This is a genomic window from Bacillus sp. B.PNR1, assembly GCF_030386235.1.
In the GTDB taxonomy this organism is placed as follows: domain Bacteria; phylum Bacillota; class Bacilli; order Bacillales; family Bacillaceae; genus Bacillus; species Bacillus stercoris.
Genome location: NZ_JANYMN010000006.1, coordinates 37913 through 55428 on the forward strand (window position 1 = coordinate 37913; position 17516 = coordinate 55428).

The following is a 17516-nucleotide window of genomic DNA, read 5'->3' on the forward strand; positions in this document are numbered from 1 at the left end:
TATATGAATCTGAGAATCCTCGTATTCTCCAGGAGGAATGAATGTGAATAACGGACATTTAAATCAAATTTTGCTGATAACGGATGGCTGCTCGAACCATGGGGAAGACCCGCTTGCAATGGCTGCTTTTGCTAAAGAGCAGGGGATTACGGTAAACGTCATAGGTATAATGGAAGAAAATCAAATTGACCCTGAGGCTATGAAGGAAGTTGAAGGGATTGCACTTGCCGGAGGCGGCGTGCACCAGGTCGTTTATGCATCTCAGCTTTCACAAACCGTTCAAATGGTAACAAAAAAAGCGATGACGCAAACCCTGCAAGGTGTCGTCAATCAAGAACTGAAACAAATTCTCGGAAAGAATGTGGAAATGGAAGAGCTTTCTCCGGAAAAACGCGGCGAAGTCATGGAAGTGGTAGACGAGCTTGGAGAAACGGTGCATCTTCAGGTTTTGGTTCTTGTTGATACAAGTGCAAGTATGGCGCCAAAGCTTCCAACAGTAAAAGAGGCGCTGATTGATTTGTCTGTCAGCCTCAATTCCCGAATCGGGAATAACGAATTTGCGATGTGTATATTTCCCGGGAAAAAACAAGAGGTCGAGCTTGTGCTGAACTGGACACCGAAGCTGCAATCTCTTTCCACCCTCTTTGCAAAGCTTTCGACAGGAGGCATCACGCCGACAGGTCCGGCGATTCGTGAAGCGACACTGCAATTTGAAAAAATACGCTCAAGAAGGGGCATGCTGGCAGATGATGAACGACGCTTTGACGAGTTTGGCATGTAGCCTAAAGCCTGGTACGACAATCAAAGGCAAGTGGAATGGAAACACTTATACATTGCGTAAACAGCTTGTTAAAGGGGCCAATGGAATTGTGTATTTGGCAGAAGCATCAGATGGACATGTTGCCTTAAAGGTGAGTGATGACAGCCTGTCGATTACTTCTGAAGTGAATGTCTTGAAATCTTTCTCAAAGGCCCAGTCCGTTACGATGGGGCCTTCTTTTTTTGATACGGATGATGCCTATATTCCCAGTGCCAATACGAAAGTTTCATTTTATGCAATGGAATACATAAAAGGGCCGCTGCTTTTGAAGTATGTCAGTGATAAAGGAGCAGAATGGATACCGGTATTAATGATTCAGCTATTATCCAGTTTATCGCTGCTTCACCAGCAAGGATGGATATTCGGCGATCTTAAACCTGATAATCTGATCGTAACTGGCCCCCCCGCAAGGATCCGCTGTATTGATGTGGGCGGCACGACAAAGGAGGGCCGGGCGATAAAAGAGTATACGGAGTTTTATGACAGAGGCTATTGGGGGTATGGAACAAGAAAGGCAGAGCCATCCTACGATTTGTTCGCGGTTGCTATGATTATGATCAACAGTGTGCACAAAAAAGAATTTAAGAAAACAAACCAGCCCAAAGAACAGCTTAGGTCGCTCGTTGAAGGAAACCCGTTGCTGCATAAGTATAAAAAAGTGCTTCTTTCAGCCTTGAACGGAGAATATCAATCGGCAGATGAAATGAAGAAGGATATGCTCGACGCGGGGCAAAAAGCAGTACAAAGAAAACAACCTATAAAAACATCACCGCAGCCTGCCGCACGACAGAGGCAGCAAAAACCTCGTCAAGGAAAAGTAGCGAAGACCCGGTACACCCCAAAACAGAAACCGGCTAAGTCTGGGGGGTTATTTGAAACAACGCTCATCGTGATCAGTGTTTTAGCGCTTTATTTCGCCTACATTATCTTTTTCTTAATCTGAATGGCGCAAACTCCAGAGCCTATGCTTCTTCTTTGCTTGGAGGGATTGAAAGTGATAGGATATGAATATCTTTAAAATACCTGCTCATTGTGAGGAGGACATTGTGAAAAGTGTCAAAGATTTTTTAAGCAAACACAATCTTACGTTAAAAGGGGCGACAATTATTGTAGGCGTTTCCGGCGGTCCGGACTCAATGGCTCTTCTTCACGCATTGCATACTTTATGCGGCCGTTCAGCAAATATTATTGCAGCTCACGTTGATCATCGGTTCAGAGGCGCGGAATCCGAGGAGGATATGCGTTTTGTCCAAGCTTATTGTAAGGCTCAACAGCTCGTGTGTGAAACGGCTCAAATCAATGTAACCGCATATGCACAGGAAAAAGGACTCAATAAGCAGGCTGCAGCACGTGATTGCCGCTATCAGTTTTTTGAGGAAATCATGTCAAAGCACCAAGCGGACTATCTGGCGCTTGCTCATCATGGAGATGACCAGGTTGAAACAATGCTTATGAGATTGGCTAAGGGCGCGCTTGGAACGGGGCTTGCGGGAATGCAGCCGGTTAGACGTTTTGGGACGGGGCGGATCATCAGGCCGTTCCTAACGATTACAAAGGAAGAGATCCTTCGCTATTGCCGTGAAAACGGCTTGAGCTACCGGACGGATGAAAGCAACGCCAAAGATGACTACACAAGAAACAGATTCAGAAAAACAGTGCTCCCGTTCTTGAAAAAGGAGTCTCCGGATGTGCATAAAAGGTTTCAGAAAGTGAGTGAAGCACTGACGGAAGATGAGCAATTCTTACAGTCATTAACGAAAGATGAAATGAATAAAGTAATCACAAGCCAGTCTAATACATCAGTTGAAATCAATTCCTCTCAATTGCTTGCCCTCCCGATGCCTTTACAAAGAAGAGGAGTTCAACTAATATTAAACTATCTTTATGAAAACGTTCCATCATCCTTTTCAGCCCATCACATTCAACAGTTTCTTGATTGGGCGGAAAATGGCGGTCCTTCAGGAGTATTGGACTTTCCGAAAGGGCTGAAGGTGGTCAAATCATATCAGACATGTTTGTTTACATTTGAACAATGGCAGTGCAAAAATGTTCCCTTTGAATACCAAATAAGCGGAGCTGCTGATGAAACGGCAGTGCTCCCCAATGGATATCTGATAGAGGCAAAGCATTATACGGATTCGCCTGAAGAACATGGGAATGCTGTTTTTATCACAAGTGAAAAAAAGGTGCAATTTCCCTTAACAATCCGGACAAGAAAAGCTGGAGACCGGATCAAACTAAAAGGGATGAACGGCTCAAAAAAGGTAAAGGATATATTTATTGATAAGAAAATGCCTCTCCAAGAAAGAGACAACTGGCCGATTGTGACGGACGCAAGCGGTGAAATTATCTGGATACCTGGCTTGAAAAAATCAATTTTTGAAGATCTTGTGATTCCAAACAGCGACCGCATTGTATTACAATATAGACAGCATGAAAAGTGTAGGGGGCAAGCAAAATCATGATGAAACATGATATCGAAAAAGTACTGATCTCAGAGGCAGAGATACAAGAGAAAGTAAAAGAGTTAGGCGCAGAATTAACGAGCGAGTATCAAGATACATTTCCGTTGGCAATCGGTGTGTTAAAAGGAGCACTTCCTTTTATGGCGGATCTTATCAAGCATATTGATACATATTTGGAAATGGATTTCATGGATGTATCAAGCTACGGAAATTCTACGGTTTCTTCTGGAGAAGTCAAAATCATTAAAGATTTGGATACATCTGTAGAGGGCCGGGACATCTTAATTATTGAAGATATCATCGACAGTGGGTTAACCTTAAGTTATCTCGTAGAGCTCTTCCGATACCGTAAAGCAAAATCAATTAAGATTGTTACCCTTTTGGATAAACCGAGCGGAAGAAAAGCGGACATCAAAGCAGACTTTGTAGGTTTTGAAGTTCCTGACGCGTTTGTAGTGGGTTACGGACTTGATTATGCTGAGCGCTATCGCAATCTGCCTTATATCGGAGTGTTAAAACCGGCAGTTTATGAAAGCTGATCGGCAGCCTGCTTCCGAGATGGTTATTGTTTGTATTGGAATGATTTTCTATGGTACTATTGAACATAGTTGTGCTTACTGTGGGAGGAGGTAAGGAATGAATCGGGTCTTCCGTAATACCATTTTTTATTTACTTATTTTATTAGTAGTAATCGGGGTTGTGAGCTACTTCCAGACCTCAAATCCGAAAACAGAAAATATGTCGTACAGTACGTTCATCAAAAACCTGGATGACGGGAAAGTTGATAGCGTATCGGTTCAGCCTGTCAGAGGTGTTTATGAGGTAAAAGGGCAGCTGAAAAACTACGACAAAGATCAATACTTTTTGACTCATGTTCCTGAAGGAAAGGGAGCAGACCAGATATTTAACGCTTTGAAAAAAACGGACGTAAAGGTTGATCCCGCTCAAGAAACAAGCGGATGGGTGACATTCCTGACGACCATCATCCCGTTTGTTATTATCTTTATTCTGTTTTTCTTCCTGCTCAATCAGGCTCAAGGCGGCGGCAGCCGTGTCATGAACTTTGGTAAGAGTAAGGCGAAGCTGTATACAGAGGAAAAGAAACGCGTCAAATTTAAAGACGTTGCAGGGGCTGACGAAGAAAAGCAAGAACTCGTTGAAGTTGTTGAGTTTCTGAAAGATCCCCGCAAGTTTGCCGAGCTTGGCGCCAGAATACCGAAAGGCGTGCTTTTAGTCGGACCTCCGGGTACCGGTAAAACATTGCTCGCCAAGGCTTGTGCAGGTGAAGCCGGTGTACCTTTCTTCAGCATCAGCGGATCTGATTTCGTTGAAATGTTTGTAGGTGTCGGTGCTTCCCGTGTGCGTGACTTGTTTGAAAATGCGAAAAAGAATGCGCCATGTTTGATTTTTATTGATGAAATTGACGCAGTGGGACGCCAGCGTGGAGCGGGTCTCGGCGGCGGACACGATGAACGTGAACAGACGCTAAACCAATTGCTTGTTGAAATGGACGGATTCAGCGCTAATGAAGGAATTATCATCATTGCTGCGACGAACCGTGCGGACATCTTGGACCCAGCCTTACTTCGTCCGGGACGTTTTGACCGTCAAATCACAGTGGATCGTCCAGATGTCATTGGCCGTGAAGCTGTATTGAAAGTCCATGCGAGAAACAAACCGCTGGATGAAACGGTTAACCTTAAATCAATTGCCATGAGAACACCAGGCTTCTCAGGCGCTGACTTAGAAAATCTCTTGAATGAAGCTGCGCTTGTGGCGGCTCGTCAAAATAAGAAAAAAATCGATGCGCGTGATATTGACGAAGCGACGGACCGTGTAATTGCCGGACCTGCTAAGAAGAGCCGCGTTATCTCCAAGAAAGAACGCAATATCGTGGCTTATCACGAAGGCGGACACACTGTTATCGGACTCGTTTTAGATGAGGCAGACATGGTTCATAAAGTAACGATTGTACCTCGGGGTCAGGCTGGCGGTTATGCTGTTATGCTGCCAAGAGAAGACCGTTACTTCCAAACGAAGCCGGAGCTGCTTGATAAAATTGTCGGCCTCTTGGGCGGGCGTGTTGCTGAAGAGATTATCTTCGGTGAAGTCAGCACAGGAGCGCACAATGACTTCCAGCGTGCGACGAATATTGCAAGACGAATGGTTACGGAATTCGGTATGTCAGAAAAACTGGGGCCGTTGCAATTTGGACAGTCTCAGGGCGGTCAGGTATTCTTAGGCCGTGATTTCAACAACGAACAGAACTACAGTGATCAAATCGCTTACGAAATTGATCAGGAAATTCAGCGCATTATCAAAGAGTGCTATGAGCGCGCGAAACAAATCCTGACTGAAAATCGTGACAAGCTTGAATTGATTGCCCAAACGCTTCTGAAAGTTGAAACGCTTGACGCTGAACAAATCAAACACCTTGTCGATCACGGATCATTGCCAGAACGCAATTTCTCTGATGATGAGAAGAATGATGATGTGAAAGTAAACATTCTGACAAAAACAGAAGAAAAGAAAGACGATACGAAAGAATAATTCGCTTTCTCTCTAAAAACTGTCGGCTGACGCTGGCAGTTTTTTTATGTAAATGATGGGCTCAGCTGCGTCTTTTACAATCATCCAATTCTGGTATCGATTTGTTTACAAATGAGCCGCTGATCGTGTATGGTATTGTAGAATGTTTGTAAAAAGTAAAGTAGAGAAACTATTCAAAAGTGGTGATAGAGGTTGTTACTGGTTATCGATGTTGGGAACACCAATACTGTACTTGGTGTATATCATGATGGAAAATTAGAATATCACTGGCGTATAGAAACAAGCAGGCATAAAACAGAAGATGAGTTTGGAATGATTTTACGCTCGTTATTTGAGCATTCCGGGCTTATGTTTGAACAGATAGATGGCATCATTATTTCATCAGTAGTGCCGCCAATCATGTTTGCGTTAGAAAGAATGTGCACAAAATACTTTCATATCGAACCGCAAATTGTCGGTCCGGGTATGAAAACTGGTTTAAATATAAAATACGACAATCCGAAAGAAGTGGGGGCAGACAGAATCGTAAATGCTGTCGCTGCGATACACTTATACGGCAATCCATTAATTGTCGTTGATTTTGGAACAGCCACAACGTACTGCTATATTGACGAAAACAAACAATACATGGGCGGGGCGATCGCTCCTGGGATTACAATTTCGACAGAGGCGCTTTACTCACGTGCAGCGAAGCTACCGCGTATCGAAATTACCCGGCCCGACAATATTATCGGAAAAAACACTGTAAGCGCGATGCAATCTGGAATTTTATTTGGCTATGTCGGCCAAGTGGAAGGAATCGTTAAGCGAATGAAATGGCAGGCAAAACAGGAACCAAAGGTCATTGCGACAGGAGGACTGGCGCCGCTCATTGCAAACGAATCAGATTGTATTGATATCGTTGATCCATTCCTAACCCTAAAAGGGCTGGAATTGATTTATGAAAGAAACCGCGTAGGAAGTGTATAGGAGGTTTTGTAATGGATTATTTAGTAAAAGCACTTGCGTATGACGGAAAAGTTCGGGCTTATGCAGCGAGAACGACTGATATGGTAAATGAAGGACAGAGACGCCATGGTACGTGGCCGACAGCATCCGCTGCATTAGGGCGCACAATGACAGCTTCACTTATGCTCGGCGCTATGCTGAAGGGCGAAGATAAGCTGACTGTGAAAGTCGAGGGCGGAGGTCCGATTGGAGCTATTGTAGCTGATGCCAATGCCAAAGGAGAAGTCAGAGCCTATGTCTCTAACCCACAAGTTCATTTCGATTTAAATGAACAAGGCAAGCTTGATGTCAGACGTGCGGTTGGAACAAGCGGAACGTTAAGTGTTGTAAAAGATTTAGGTTTGCGTGAGTTCTTCACAGGACAAGTAGAAATCGTTTCAGGAGAATTAGGAGATGATTTTACTTACTATCTTGTGTCATCTGAGCAGGTACCTTCATCAGTGGGTGTAGGTGTGCTCGTCAATCCTGACAATACCATTCTTGCGGCAGGGGGCTTTATTATTCAGCTGATGCCGGGAACAGATGACGAAACCATCACAAAAATTGAACAGCGCCTATCTCAAGTTGAGCCGATTTCTAAGCTCATCCAAAAGGGATTGACACCCGAAGAAATTTTAGAAGAAGTCCTAGGTGAGAAACCAGAGATTTTGGAAACAATGCCTGTCAGATTCCATTGTCCTTGTTCAAAAGAACGGTTCGAAACAGCCATTTTAGGACTAGGCAAAAAAGAAATTCAAGATATGATAGAAGAAGATGGACAAGCCGAAGCAGTATGCCATTTTTGTAATGAAAAGTACTTATTTACAAAAGAAGAGCTGGAAGGGCTTCGTGACCAAACTACCCGCTAAGCTCTTTAGCGGGTTTTTAATTTGAGAAAAGGGGCTGAAAGCAGGTTTGAAATCAAGAACAATTTGGACCATTATTTTAGGGGCGCTGTTGGTTTGCTGTATTGCTGTTGCGTATACGCTGACGAAATCCCAAGCCGGCGCATCGTCATCCGGTGAGTCTATTGCGACTATCGGAGGCAAGAGTGTGACAAGAGAAGAATGGCTGAAAGAAATGGAAGACCAGTATGGGAAGTCAACGCTTGAAGATATGATCAATGTCCGAGTCGTTGAGCAGCTGGCCAAAAAGAACAATCTTAAAGTATCCAAAAGCGAAATTGATCGGGAGTTTTTGCTGATCAAAGCGGTCAATAATTCCTTTTACGAAGATGAACATACGACTGAGAAAGAGTGGAAAGACCAAATTCGTTATAATATCCTCCTTGAACAATTGTTAACAAGGGATATCGACATCTCAAACAAAGAATTGGAATCATTTTATCATAAAAATAAGGAACTATATCAGTTTGATGATTCGTATCGAATTCGGCACATTGTTGTAAAAGATGAAGAAGAAGCGAGAGAAGTCCTGAAAGAACTGAAAGGCGGCTCAAGCTTTGAAGCTGTCGCGGCGGAGAGATCTACTGACAGATATACATCACCATACGGCGGAGATTTAGGTTTTGTCACAGAGGCATCAGACAACATTCCGTCAGCATACATTGAAGAGGCGAAAACACTCAAAACGGATGAATGGTCTCAGGAACCCATCAAGGTCAGCAATGGATATGCCATTATCCAGCTTAAAGAAAAACTAAAAGCAAGAACATTCTCATATGATGAAGTAAAGGACCAGATCAGACGGCAAATCGCAATGGATCAGCTTGGCGATAAAGCGACAGTTAAAACACTTTGGAAAGAAGCCGATGTATCTTGGTTTTATGGGGAAAAAAGTACTAAGTGATTGACAAAAAATTTTGAAATTGATAGATTATATACATAATACCAATACAAATAGTCGGAAATTGAGGTGTCGAGAATGGTACGTGTAGCAAACTCCATTACTGAATTAATTGGGAATACGCCAATCGTTAAATTAAATCGCCTTGCAGATGAAAACAGTGCGGATGTATATCTAAAGCTTGAATACATGAACCCTGGAAGCAGTGTAAAAGACCGTATCGGTTTAGCCATGATTGAAGCGGCTGAAAAAGAAGGAAAATTAAAAGCCGGTGATACAATCATTGAACCGACAAGCGGAAATACTGGAATCGGGCTTGCAATGGTTGCTGCTGCTAAAGGATTAAAAGCTATTTTGGTTATGCCTGATACAATGAGCATGGAGCGCCGCAACCTTCTTCGCGCATACGGCGCAGAGCTTGTGCTGACTCCTGGTGCGGAAGGCATGAAAGGTGCCATTCAGAAAGCTGAAGAGCTTGCTGAAAAGCATGGATACTTTGTGCCGCAGCAGTTCAACAACCCATCTAACCCAGAAATTCACCGCCAAACAACGGGTAAAGAAATCGTCGAGCAATTCGGTGACGACCAGCTTGACGCATTTGTAGCCGGAATTGGCACAGGCGGAACGATTACGGGAGCGGGCGAAGTACTGAAGGAAGCATACCCTTCCATCAAGATTTACGCTGTTGAACCGTCAGATTCCCCAGTGCTTTCAGGAGGAAAACCAGGCCCCCACAAAATTCAGGGAATCGGAGCTGGATTCGTGCCGGACATCTTAAACACTGAAGTATACGATGAAATCTTCCCGGTGAAGAATGAAGAAGCATTCGAATATGCCCGCAGAGCTGCACGTGAAGAAGGAATTCTCGGAGGCATCTCATCAGGTGCGGCAATTTATGCTGCACTTCAAGTAGCGAAAAAACTCGGAAAAGGCAAAAAAGTATTGGCCATCATTCCAAGTAACGGTGAACGTTATCTAAGCACGCCGCTGTATCAATTCGATTAAAAAAGCCAAAACTCCCGGTACGCCGGGAGTTTTTTTTATTTCGTGCATCAAATATGCCATGTCTGCGACGAATGTTATTCTTGGAAGAGAAATTCACTTTTTTCACTAACAACATTGCTTTACAATGAAAACAAGCAAAAAAGAAAATAGAGGAATGATACAAATGGCACAACGCAGACCGGCAGGCAAAAAGGTACCTTTTCAAAAAGACTCATTCTTACAACAATTTGAGAAACTTGCGCAATCCCGAAAACACCATGTACTTCTCGAAAGTGCAAGAGGCGGCAGATACAGTATAGCCGGTCTTGATCCAATTGCGACTGTAAAAGGAAAAGACGGAATAACGACTATTAAGCATGGTGATGACATGCTGTTTAGAGAAGGTGACCCATTACGGGCTTTCCACAGCTGGTTTAAAACACTGGAAACAGAAACGAATCATGAGTTCCCCGACTTTCAAGGCGGAGCAATTGGGTTTCTCAGCTATGATTACGCACGTTATATTGAAAATTTTAAAATGCTCTCGTTAGATGATCTAGAAACGCCAGATATTTATTTTCTTGTTTTTGATGATATAGCGGTTTATGACCATCAAGAAGAGTCTCTATGGCTGATTACTCATGTAAATGGTTCTGACCAGGAAACAGCGGATGTGAAGCTATCTGAGTTAGAGCAGATGTGGCTGACTGAGCTTCCCGCTGTCCCTTCGCGAGAGATGAAGCCTAAAACGGATGGTTCCTTCGCGGCGCCATTTACCGAGGATGGATTCTCACAAGCTGTAGAGAAAATCAAACAATACATTGCCAACGGAGATGTGTTTCAAGTTAATCTATCAATAAGGCAGTCACAGTCACTGCCAGCTCATCCATATCAAATTTACAAAACCTTGAGAGAAGTAAATCCTTCTCCGTACATGGCGTATTTAGAAACGCCTGATTTCCAAATCATTTGCGGATCGCCTGAACTGCTTGTCAGCAAAAACGGCAAACGATTAGAGACGAGACCGATCGCTGGCACCCGTTCCAGAGGGAAAACGAATGAAGAAGATGAGGCGCTTGCAAACGAATTGATCCACAACGAAAAAGAACGCGCGGAACATGTCATGCTGGTTGATCTTGAGCGAAATGATCTGGGAAGAGTATCACGTTACGGGTCTGTGCGCGTGAATGAATTCATGGCGATTGAAAAATACTCGCATGTGATGCACATTGTGTCTAACGTCCAGGGTGAACTGCAGGATGGGTATGATGCTGTAGATATTATTCATGCTGTGTTTCCTGGGGGGACCATTACAGGTGCACCAAAAGTAAGGACAATGGAAATTATAGAAGAACTTGAGCCGACACGCCGCGGGCTTTATACTGGATCTATAGGATGGTTTGGATATAATCACGATCTGCAGTTTAATATCGTTATTCGAACCATTTATGCAACCGGAGGGCAGGCATTTATGCAGTCCGGCGCAGGAGTTGTGATTGATTCTGTTCCAAAGCATGAATACAGGGAATCATTCAAAAAAGCTTTTGCGATGCAAAAGGCGTTAGAGCTGAGCAAAGAAGAGACAAAAATTAGATGAGGTGAGCGGAGAAATGATTTTAATGATTGATAACTACGATTCATTCACGTACAACTTGGTACAGTATTTGGGCGAGCTTGGGGAAGAGCTGGTTGTGAAACGCAATGACAGCATCACAATCGAAGAAATTGAAGAACTGTCTCCGGACTTTCTGATGATATCTCCCGGACCGTGCAGCCCTGATGAGGCGGGAATCAGCCTCGAAGCCATTAAACATTTTGCAGGGAAAATTCCTATTTTCGGTGTGTGCCTTGGACATCAGTCCATTGCACAAGTGTTCGGTGGCGAAGTGGTTAGGGCAGAACGGCTTATGCACGGGAAAACCTCGGATATCGAGCATGACGGCAAGACCATTTTTGAAGGGTTGAAGAATCCCCTTGTTGCGACACGTTACCACTCGCTGATCGTAAAACCTGAGACGCTGCCAAGCTGTTTTACAATAACAGCCCAAACGAAAGAAGGAGAAATCATGGCTATTCGCCACAATGACCTCCCGATAGAGGGCGTGCAATTTCACCCCGAGTCTATCATGACCTCCTTTGGAAAAGAAATGCTCAGAAATTTTATTGAGACATACCGCAAGGAAGTTATTGCGTGATGATATATGTGAACGGCCGGTATATGGAGGAGAAAGATGCAGTTCTTTCTCCTTTTGACCATGGGTTTTTATACGGAATCGGTGTTTTCGAAACCTTCAGGCTCTACGAAGGCTGTCCGTTTTTGATTGATTGGCATATAGAACGGCTTGAACGCGCGCTTGAGGATCTGCAAATTGAATATACTGTTTCAAAGCATGAGATCCTTGAGATGTTGGACAAGCTGCTAAAGCTAAATGATATTAAGGATGGAAATGCCCGTGTCAGACTGAATATATCAGCGGGGATCAGCGATAAAGGCTTTGTCGCCCAGACGTACGATAAGCCGACCGTTTTATGCTTTGTAAATCAGCTGAAACCAGAAAGCCTCCCATTGCACAAAGAAGGAAAGGTTTTATCGATACGGAGAAACACTCCAGAGGGATCGTTCCGGTTAAAATCTCATCATTATCTAAATAATATGTATGCGAAACGGGAGATTGGAAATGACCCCCGTGTCGAGGGAATATTCTTAACGAAGGATGGAGCGGTTGCAGAGGGTATCATATCTAATGTCTTCTGGAGAAAAGGCAGCTGTATCTATACGCCATCGCTTGATACTGGTATTCTGGACGGCGTCACGAGGCGTTTTATCATAGAAAATGCAAAGAATGCAGGTCTGGATCTCAAAACGGGCCGATATGAGCTAGAAGCTCTCTTGACAGCTGACGAAGCGTGGATGACGAACTCGGTTCTTGAAATCATCCCGTTTACTAAAATAGAAGAAGTAACCTATGGAAGCCAAAGCGGAGAAGCAGTCTCCGCTCTTCAATTGCTATATAAAAAAGAGATAAAGAACATGATACATGAAAAGGGAGGAAGAGCATGGCGCAGCAAACGATAAATCAAACACAAGTCATCCACACCAAGCCCAGCGCTTTATCATATAAAGAGAAGACGCTGGTGATGGGAATTTTAAACGTAACGCCTGACTCTTTCTCGGACGGCGGGAAGTATGACAGCTTGGACAAGGCATTGCTGCACGCGAAAGAGATGATCGATGACGGTGCCCATCTCATAGATATCGGAGGAGAATCGACAAGGCCTGGCGCTGAGTGCGTGTCTGAAGATGAGGAGATGTCCAGAGTCATTCCGGTGATTGAGAGAATAACAAAGGAGCTTGGTGTTCCTATTTCTGTAGATACGTACAAGGCTTCTGTCGCAGATGAAGCTGTGAAAGCCGGCGCATCCATTATCAATGATATTTGGGGAGCCAAACATGATCCGAGGATGGCTTCCGTTGCAGCTGAACACAATGTTCCGATTGTTCTCATGCATAACCGCCCAGAAAGAAACTACAATGACTTATTGCCGGATATGCTGTCGGACTTAATGGAGAGTGTAAAAATTGCTGTTGAGGCTGGAGTAGACGAGAAGAACATTATTCTTGATCCCGGTATCGGTTTCGCGAAAACCTATCACGACAACTTGGCAGTGATGAACAAGCTGGAGATTTTCAGCGGATTGGGATATCCGGTTCTTCTGGCAACCTCCCGCAAAAGATTCATCGGACGTGTTCTGGATCTTCCGCCCGAGGAGCGGGCTGAGGGCACGGGCGCGACTGTGTGTCTCGGCATTCAAAAAGGCTGTGACATTGTCAGGGTCCATGATGTAAAACAAATTGCCAGAATGTCGAAAATGATGGACGCGATGCTGAATAAGGGAGGGGTGCACCATGGATAAAGTTTATGTAGAAGGTATGGAGTTTTACGGATATCACGGTGTGTTCAAAGAAGAAAACAAACTTGGCCAGCGGTTTAAAGTCGATTTAACCGCTGAGCTGGATTTAAGCAAAGCCGGACAAACAGACGACCTTGAGCAAACGATCAACTATGCTGAGCTCTATCACGTATGTAAAGATATCGTGGAAGGGGAGCCTGTAAAATTGGTGGAAACGCTGGCAGAACGTATTGCCGAAACTGTGCTCAAACAATTTCAGCCGGTTCAGCAATGTACGGTGAAAGTCATTAAGCCAGATCCGCCAATTCCGGGACACTATAAATCAGTAGCAATTGAAATCACGAGAAAAAAGTCATGAACAACATAGCTTATATTGCACTTGGATCTAACATTGGAAATAGAGAAACGTATTTAAGGCAAGCAGTGGCCCTGCTGCATCAGCATGCTGCAGTGACAGTCACTAAAGTGTCGTCAATTTACGAAACTGACCCGGTCGGATACGAAGACCAAGATGAGTTTTTGAATATGGCTGTTGAAATCAAAACATCACTAAACCCTTTTGAACTCCTTGAACTGACGCAGCAGATAGAAAACGAATTAGGCAGAACAAGGGAAGTAAGATGGGGGCCGCGGACGGCAGACCTTGACATTTTGTTATTTAATCGTGAAAATATTGAAACAGAGCAACTAATTGTTCCGCATCCGAGAATGTATGAGCGTTTGTTTGTCCTTGCGCCGCTTGCGGAAATTTGCCAGCAGGTTGAAAAAGAGGCTACAAGCGCTGAAACAAACCAAGAAGGTGTAAGAGTATGGAAGCAGAAATCTGGGGTAGACGAATTCGTGCATTCAGAAAGCTGAAAGGTTATACTCAAGAAGGATTTGCAAAGGCGTTAGGTATATCAGTTTCTATTCTCGGCGAAATTGAACGCGGAAACCGATTGCCGTCGGCTGTCATCATTCAAGATGCGGCAGATGTTTTAAATATAAGTGCGGACGAATTGGCACCGCCAGAAAAATAGAACAAACGAAAGGAGGAGAAAAATTGTTCAAAATCGGAGATATTCAATTGAAAAACCGGGTTGTGCTCGCGCCTATGGCTGGTGTCTGCAACTCTGCGTTCAGATTGACTGTAAAGGAATTCGGAGCCGGATTGGTATGCGCTGAAATGGTCAGTGACAAAGCGATCCTTTACAACAATGCAAGAACAATGGGTATGCTTTATATCGATGAACGTGAGAAACCTCTAAGCCTACAAATTTTCGGAGGGCAAAAGGATACCCTTGTGGAAGCGGCGAAGTTTGTAGACCAGAACACAACTGCTGATATCATTGATATTAACATGGGATGTCCTGTGCCAAAGATTACAAAATGCGATGCGGGAGCCAAATGGCTTCTTGATCCTGATAAGATTTATGAGATGGTTTCTGCAGTAGTAGATGCCGTCGATAAACCAGTAACAGTGAAAATGAGAATGGGCTGGGATGAAGACCATATTTTCGCGGTGAAAAATGCACAAGCTGTAGAACGTGCGGGCGGTAAAGCAGTTGCGCTTCACGGTCGTACGAGAGTGCAGATGTATGAAGGAACGGCAAACTGGGACATCATCAAGGAAGTGAAACAATCCGTTTCGATTCCGGTTATCGGAAACGGCGATGTTAAAACACCGCAGGATGCAAGGCGCATGCTTGATGAAACAGGAGTAGACGGTGTCATGATCGGACGCGCTGCATTGGGCAACCCGTGGATGATTTACCGTACGGTTCAGTATCTTGAAACAGGTGAATTAAAAGAAGAGCCGCAAGTACGCGAAAAAATGGCCGTATGCAAACTGCATCTTGACCGCCTGATTGACTTAAAAGGTGAAAACGTAGCGGTAAGAGAAATGAGAAAGCATGCTGCATGGTATCTGAAAGGTGTAAAAGGCAATGCGAACGTTCGTAATGAAATCAATCATTGCGAGACAAGAGAAGAGTTTGTACAGCTTTTAGATGCGTTTACGGTTGAAGTTGAGGCAAAAGAGCTTCAAAATGCAAAAGTAGGATAATACCCACCTCTATTTGCTGCTCACTGCTAGTTTTGCGCTGGCAGTTTTTCTGCTTTTTTCATGAAACAATAACTGTAATGGAGTGATAACAATGAGTCAAGAAGAGCATAACCATGAAGAATTGAATGATCAGCTGCAAGTCAGACGCGATAAAATGAATCAGCTGAGAGATAACGGCATCGATCCATTTGGGGCACGTTTTGAAAGAACTCATCAGTCTCAAGAAGTTATTTCGGCATATCAAGATCTAACCAAAGAAGAGTTAGAAGAAAAAGCGATTGAAGTTACAATCGCAGGCCGCATGATGACAAAACGCGGCAAAGGAAAAGCCGGCTTTGCTCATATTCAGGACTTAGAAGGGCAAATCCAAATCTACGTAAGAAAAGACAGTGTCGGTGACGACCAGTATGAAATCTTCAAGTCTTCTGACCTTGGTGATCTGATCGGCGTAACCGGAAAAGTCTTCAAAACAAATGTAGGCGAATTGTCTGTTAAGGCAACTTCCTTTGAATTGCTGACAAAAGCGCTTCGTCCGCTTCCTGACAAATACCATGGTTTAAAAGACGTTGAGCAGCGCTATCGTCAACGCTACCTGGATCTTATCGTAAACCCGGACAGCAAACATACATTCATTACCCGAAGCAAGATCATTCAAGCTATGAGAAGATATCTTGATGATCATGGATACTTAGAAGTAGAAACACCTACAATGCACAGCATTCCTGGGGGAGCTTCTGCACGTCCATTTATCACTCACCACAATGCATTAGATATTCCACTCTATATGCGTATTGCAATTGAACTACACCTAAAACGCCTAATTGTCGGCGGTTTAGAAAAAGTATATGAAATCGGCCGTGTTTTCCGTAACGAAGGTGTCTCTACACGCCATAACCCTGAATTTACGATGATTGAATTATACGAAGCATATGCGGACTATAAAGATATCATGAGCTTAACTGAAAACCTTGTCGCTCATATCGCCCAAGAAGTGCTTGGCACAACTACAATTCAATACGGGGAAGAGCAAATCGACCTTAAACCGGAGTGGAAAAGAATCCATATGGTTGACGCAGTCAAAGAAGCGACTGGCGTTGATTTCTGGGAAGAGGTTACTGTTGAAAAGGCGCGTGAATATGCAAAAGAACATGGAGTGGAAATTAAAGACTCTATGACAGTAGGCCATATCATTAACGAATTCTTCGAACAAAAAATTGAAGAAACGCTTATTCAGCCAACGTTTATTTACGGGCATCCTGTAGAAATTTCTCCTCTCGCTAAGAAAAACCCTGAGGACCCGCGTTTTACAGACCGTTTTGAACTGTTTATCGTCGGCCGTGAACATGCCAACGCGTTTACAGAGCTGAATGATCCTATTGATCAAAGAGAACGCTTTGAAGCCCAATTAAAAGAACGTGAAGCCGGTAATGATGAAGCTCATCTAATGGATGAAGACTTTGTTGAAGCTCTGGAATACGGTATGCCGCCAACAGGAGGTTTAGGCATTGGTATCGACCGTCTGGTGATGCTGTTGACGAATGCCCCTTCTATTCGCGATGTGCTGTTATTCCCGCAAATGAGACAACGCTAATAAAGAAGAGCGGTATCCTTTCTCTATGGAGGATACCGCTCTTTTTAAATTCTTAGTATTTCTTCAAAAAAACTATTGCACTATTATTTACAAGGTGGTATATTAATATTCGTTGCCGCTAAACAAGGCGATAACGAAAAAAGAACTTCAAAAAAAGTTATTGACTTCACTGAGTCAACGAGTTATAATAATAAAGTCGCTTGAACGAAGTGGACAAAATGATCTTTGAAAACTAAACAAGACAAAACGTACCTGTTAATTCATTTTTTATAAATCGCACAGCGATGTGCGTAGTCAGTCAAACTACTTTATCGGAGAGTTTGATCCTGGCTCAGGACGAACGCTGGCGGCGTGCCT

The 17516-nt window shown here is 43.8% G+C and carries 18 protein-coding genes; all 18 read left to right on the plus strand.

Annotated elements, in window-relative coordinates:
• Positions 1-43: 43 nt before the first annotated feature.
• On the plus strand, positions 44-781 hold the full coding sequence (locus NZD81_RS20990; protein WP_003243782.1) for a vWA domain-containing protein: 738 nt from the start codon (positions 44-46) through the stop codon (positions 779-781).
• Positions 747-1763: a serine/threonine protein kinase PrkT gene (gene prkT, locus NZD81_RS20995; RefSeq protein ID WP_289861131.1), complete on the plus strand. Its 1017-nt coding sequence runs from the start codon at positions 747-749 to the stop codon at positions 1761-1763. The genes NZD81_RS20990 and prkT overlap by 35 nt, the downstream gene beginning before the upstream one ends.
• A 103-nt stretch (positions 1764-1866) precedes the next feature.
• On the plus strand, positions 1867-3285 hold the full coding sequence (tilS, locus tag NZD81_RS21000; protein WP_136655085.1) for a tRNA lysidine(34) synthetase TilS: 1419 nt from the start codon (positions 1867-1869) through the stop codon (positions 3283-3285).
• Positions 3282-3824 (plus strand): hypoxanthine phosphoribosyltransferase, encoded by a 543-nt coding sequence (gene hpt, locus NZD81_RS21005; RefSeq protein WP_014662497.1) that lies wholly within the window; start codon positions 3282-3284, stop codon positions 3822-3824. The genes tilS and hpt overlap by 4 nt, the downstream gene beginning before the upstream one ends.
• A 97-nt stretch (positions 3825-3921) precedes the next feature.
• Positions 3922-5835 carry an ATP-dependent zinc metalloprotease FtsH gene (gene ftsH, locus NZD81_RS21010; RefSeq protein ID WP_069150733.1) on the plus strand — a complete coding sequence of 638 codons (1914 nt, stop codon included), beginning with the start codon at positions 3922-3924 and terminating at the stop codon, positions 5833-5835.
• A gap of 192 nt (positions 5836-6027) precedes the next feature.
• Positions 6028-6804, plus strand: a complete 777-nt coding sequence (locus tag NZD81_RS21015) for a type III pantothenate kinase (protein WP_003218395.1) — start codon at positions 6028-6030, stop codon at positions 6802-6804.
• 11 nt (positions 6805-6815) lie between these two features.
• Positions 6816-7691 (plus strand): redox-regulated molecular chaperone HslO, encoded by an 876-nt coding sequence (gene hslO, locus NZD81_RS21020; RefSeq protein WP_014662499.1) that lies wholly within the window; start codon positions 6816-6818, stop codon positions 7689-7691.
• Between the two features lie 46 nt (positions 7692-7737).
• A complete protein-coding gene (locus NZD81_RS21025) occupies positions 7738-8631 on the plus strand; it encodes a peptidyl-prolyl cis-trans isomerase (protein WP_040081053.1) in 894 nt (297 codons plus the stop codon).
• Positions 8632-8706: 75 nt separating this feature from the next.
• Positions 8707-9633, plus strand: a complete 927-nt coding sequence (gene cysK / locus NZD81_RS21030; protein WP_014662501.1) for a cysteine synthase A — start codon at positions 8707-8709, stop codon at positions 9631-9633.
• Between the two features lie 163 nt (positions 9634-9796).
• The gene (locus NZD81_RS21035; protein ID WP_103032377.1) at positions 9797-11209 is read left to right on the plus strand and encodes an anthranilate synthase component I family protein; all 1413 of its coding nucleotides are present in this window, start codon (positions 9797-9799) and stop codon (positions 11207-11209) included.
• Positions 11210-11222: 13 nt separating this feature from the next.
• Positions 11223-11807, plus strand: a complete 585-nt coding sequence (gene pabA, locus NZD81_RS21040) for an aminodeoxychorismate/anthranilate synthase component II (protein WP_282373900.1) — start codon at positions 11223-11225, stop codon at positions 11805-11807.
• Positions 11807-12688 carry an aminodeoxychorismate lyase gene (gene pabC, locus NZD81_RS21045; protein WP_103031382.1) on the plus strand — a complete coding sequence of 294 codons (882 nt, stop codon included), beginning with the start codon at positions 11807-11809 and terminating at the stop codon, positions 12686-12688. The genes pabA and pabC overlap by 1 nt, the downstream gene beginning before the upstream one ends.
• Complete coding sequence (folP, locus tag NZD81_RS21050; protein WP_040081051.1) at positions 12670-13527, plus strand: dihydropteroate synthase; 858 nt, start codon at positions 12670-12672, stop codon at positions 13525-13527. Before pabC ends, folP begins: the two co-directional genes overlap by 19 nt.
• A complete protein-coding gene (folB, locus tag NZD81_RS21055) occupies positions 13520-13882 on the plus strand; it encodes a dihydroneopterin aldolase (protein WP_103031383.1) in 363 nt (120 codons plus the stop codon). Before folP ends, folB begins: the two co-directional genes overlap by 8 nt.
• Positions 13879-14382 carry a 2-amino-4-hydroxy-6-hydroxymethyldihydropteridine diphosphokinase gene (gene folK / locus NZD81_RS21060; protein ID WP_014662506.1) on the plus strand — a complete coding sequence of 168 codons (504 nt, stop codon included), beginning with the start codon at positions 13879-13881 and terminating at the stop codon, positions 14380-14382. Before folB ends, folK begins: the two co-directional genes overlap by 4 nt.
• Positions 14334-14543, plus strand: a complete 210-nt coding sequence (locus tag NZD81_RS21065; RefSeq protein ID WP_014662507.1) for a helix-turn-helix domain-containing protein — start codon at positions 14334-14336, stop codon at positions 14541-14543. The genes folK and NZD81_RS21065 overlap by 49 nt, the downstream gene beginning before the upstream one ends.
• A gap of 23 nt (positions 14544-14566) precedes the next feature.
• Complete coding sequence (gene dusB / locus NZD81_RS21070; protein ID WP_289861132.1) at positions 14567-15568, plus strand: tRNA dihydrouridine synthase DusB; 1002 nt, start codon at positions 14567-14569, stop codon at positions 15566-15568.
• A 91-nt stretch (positions 15569-15659) separates the two neighbouring features.
• A complete protein-coding gene (lysS, locus tag NZD81_RS21075) occupies positions 15660-17159 on the plus strand; it encodes a lysine--tRNA ligase (RefSeq protein ID WP_243572850.1) in 1500 nt (499 codons plus the stop codon).
• The last annotated feature ends 357 nt before the right edge of the window (positions 17160-17516 follow it).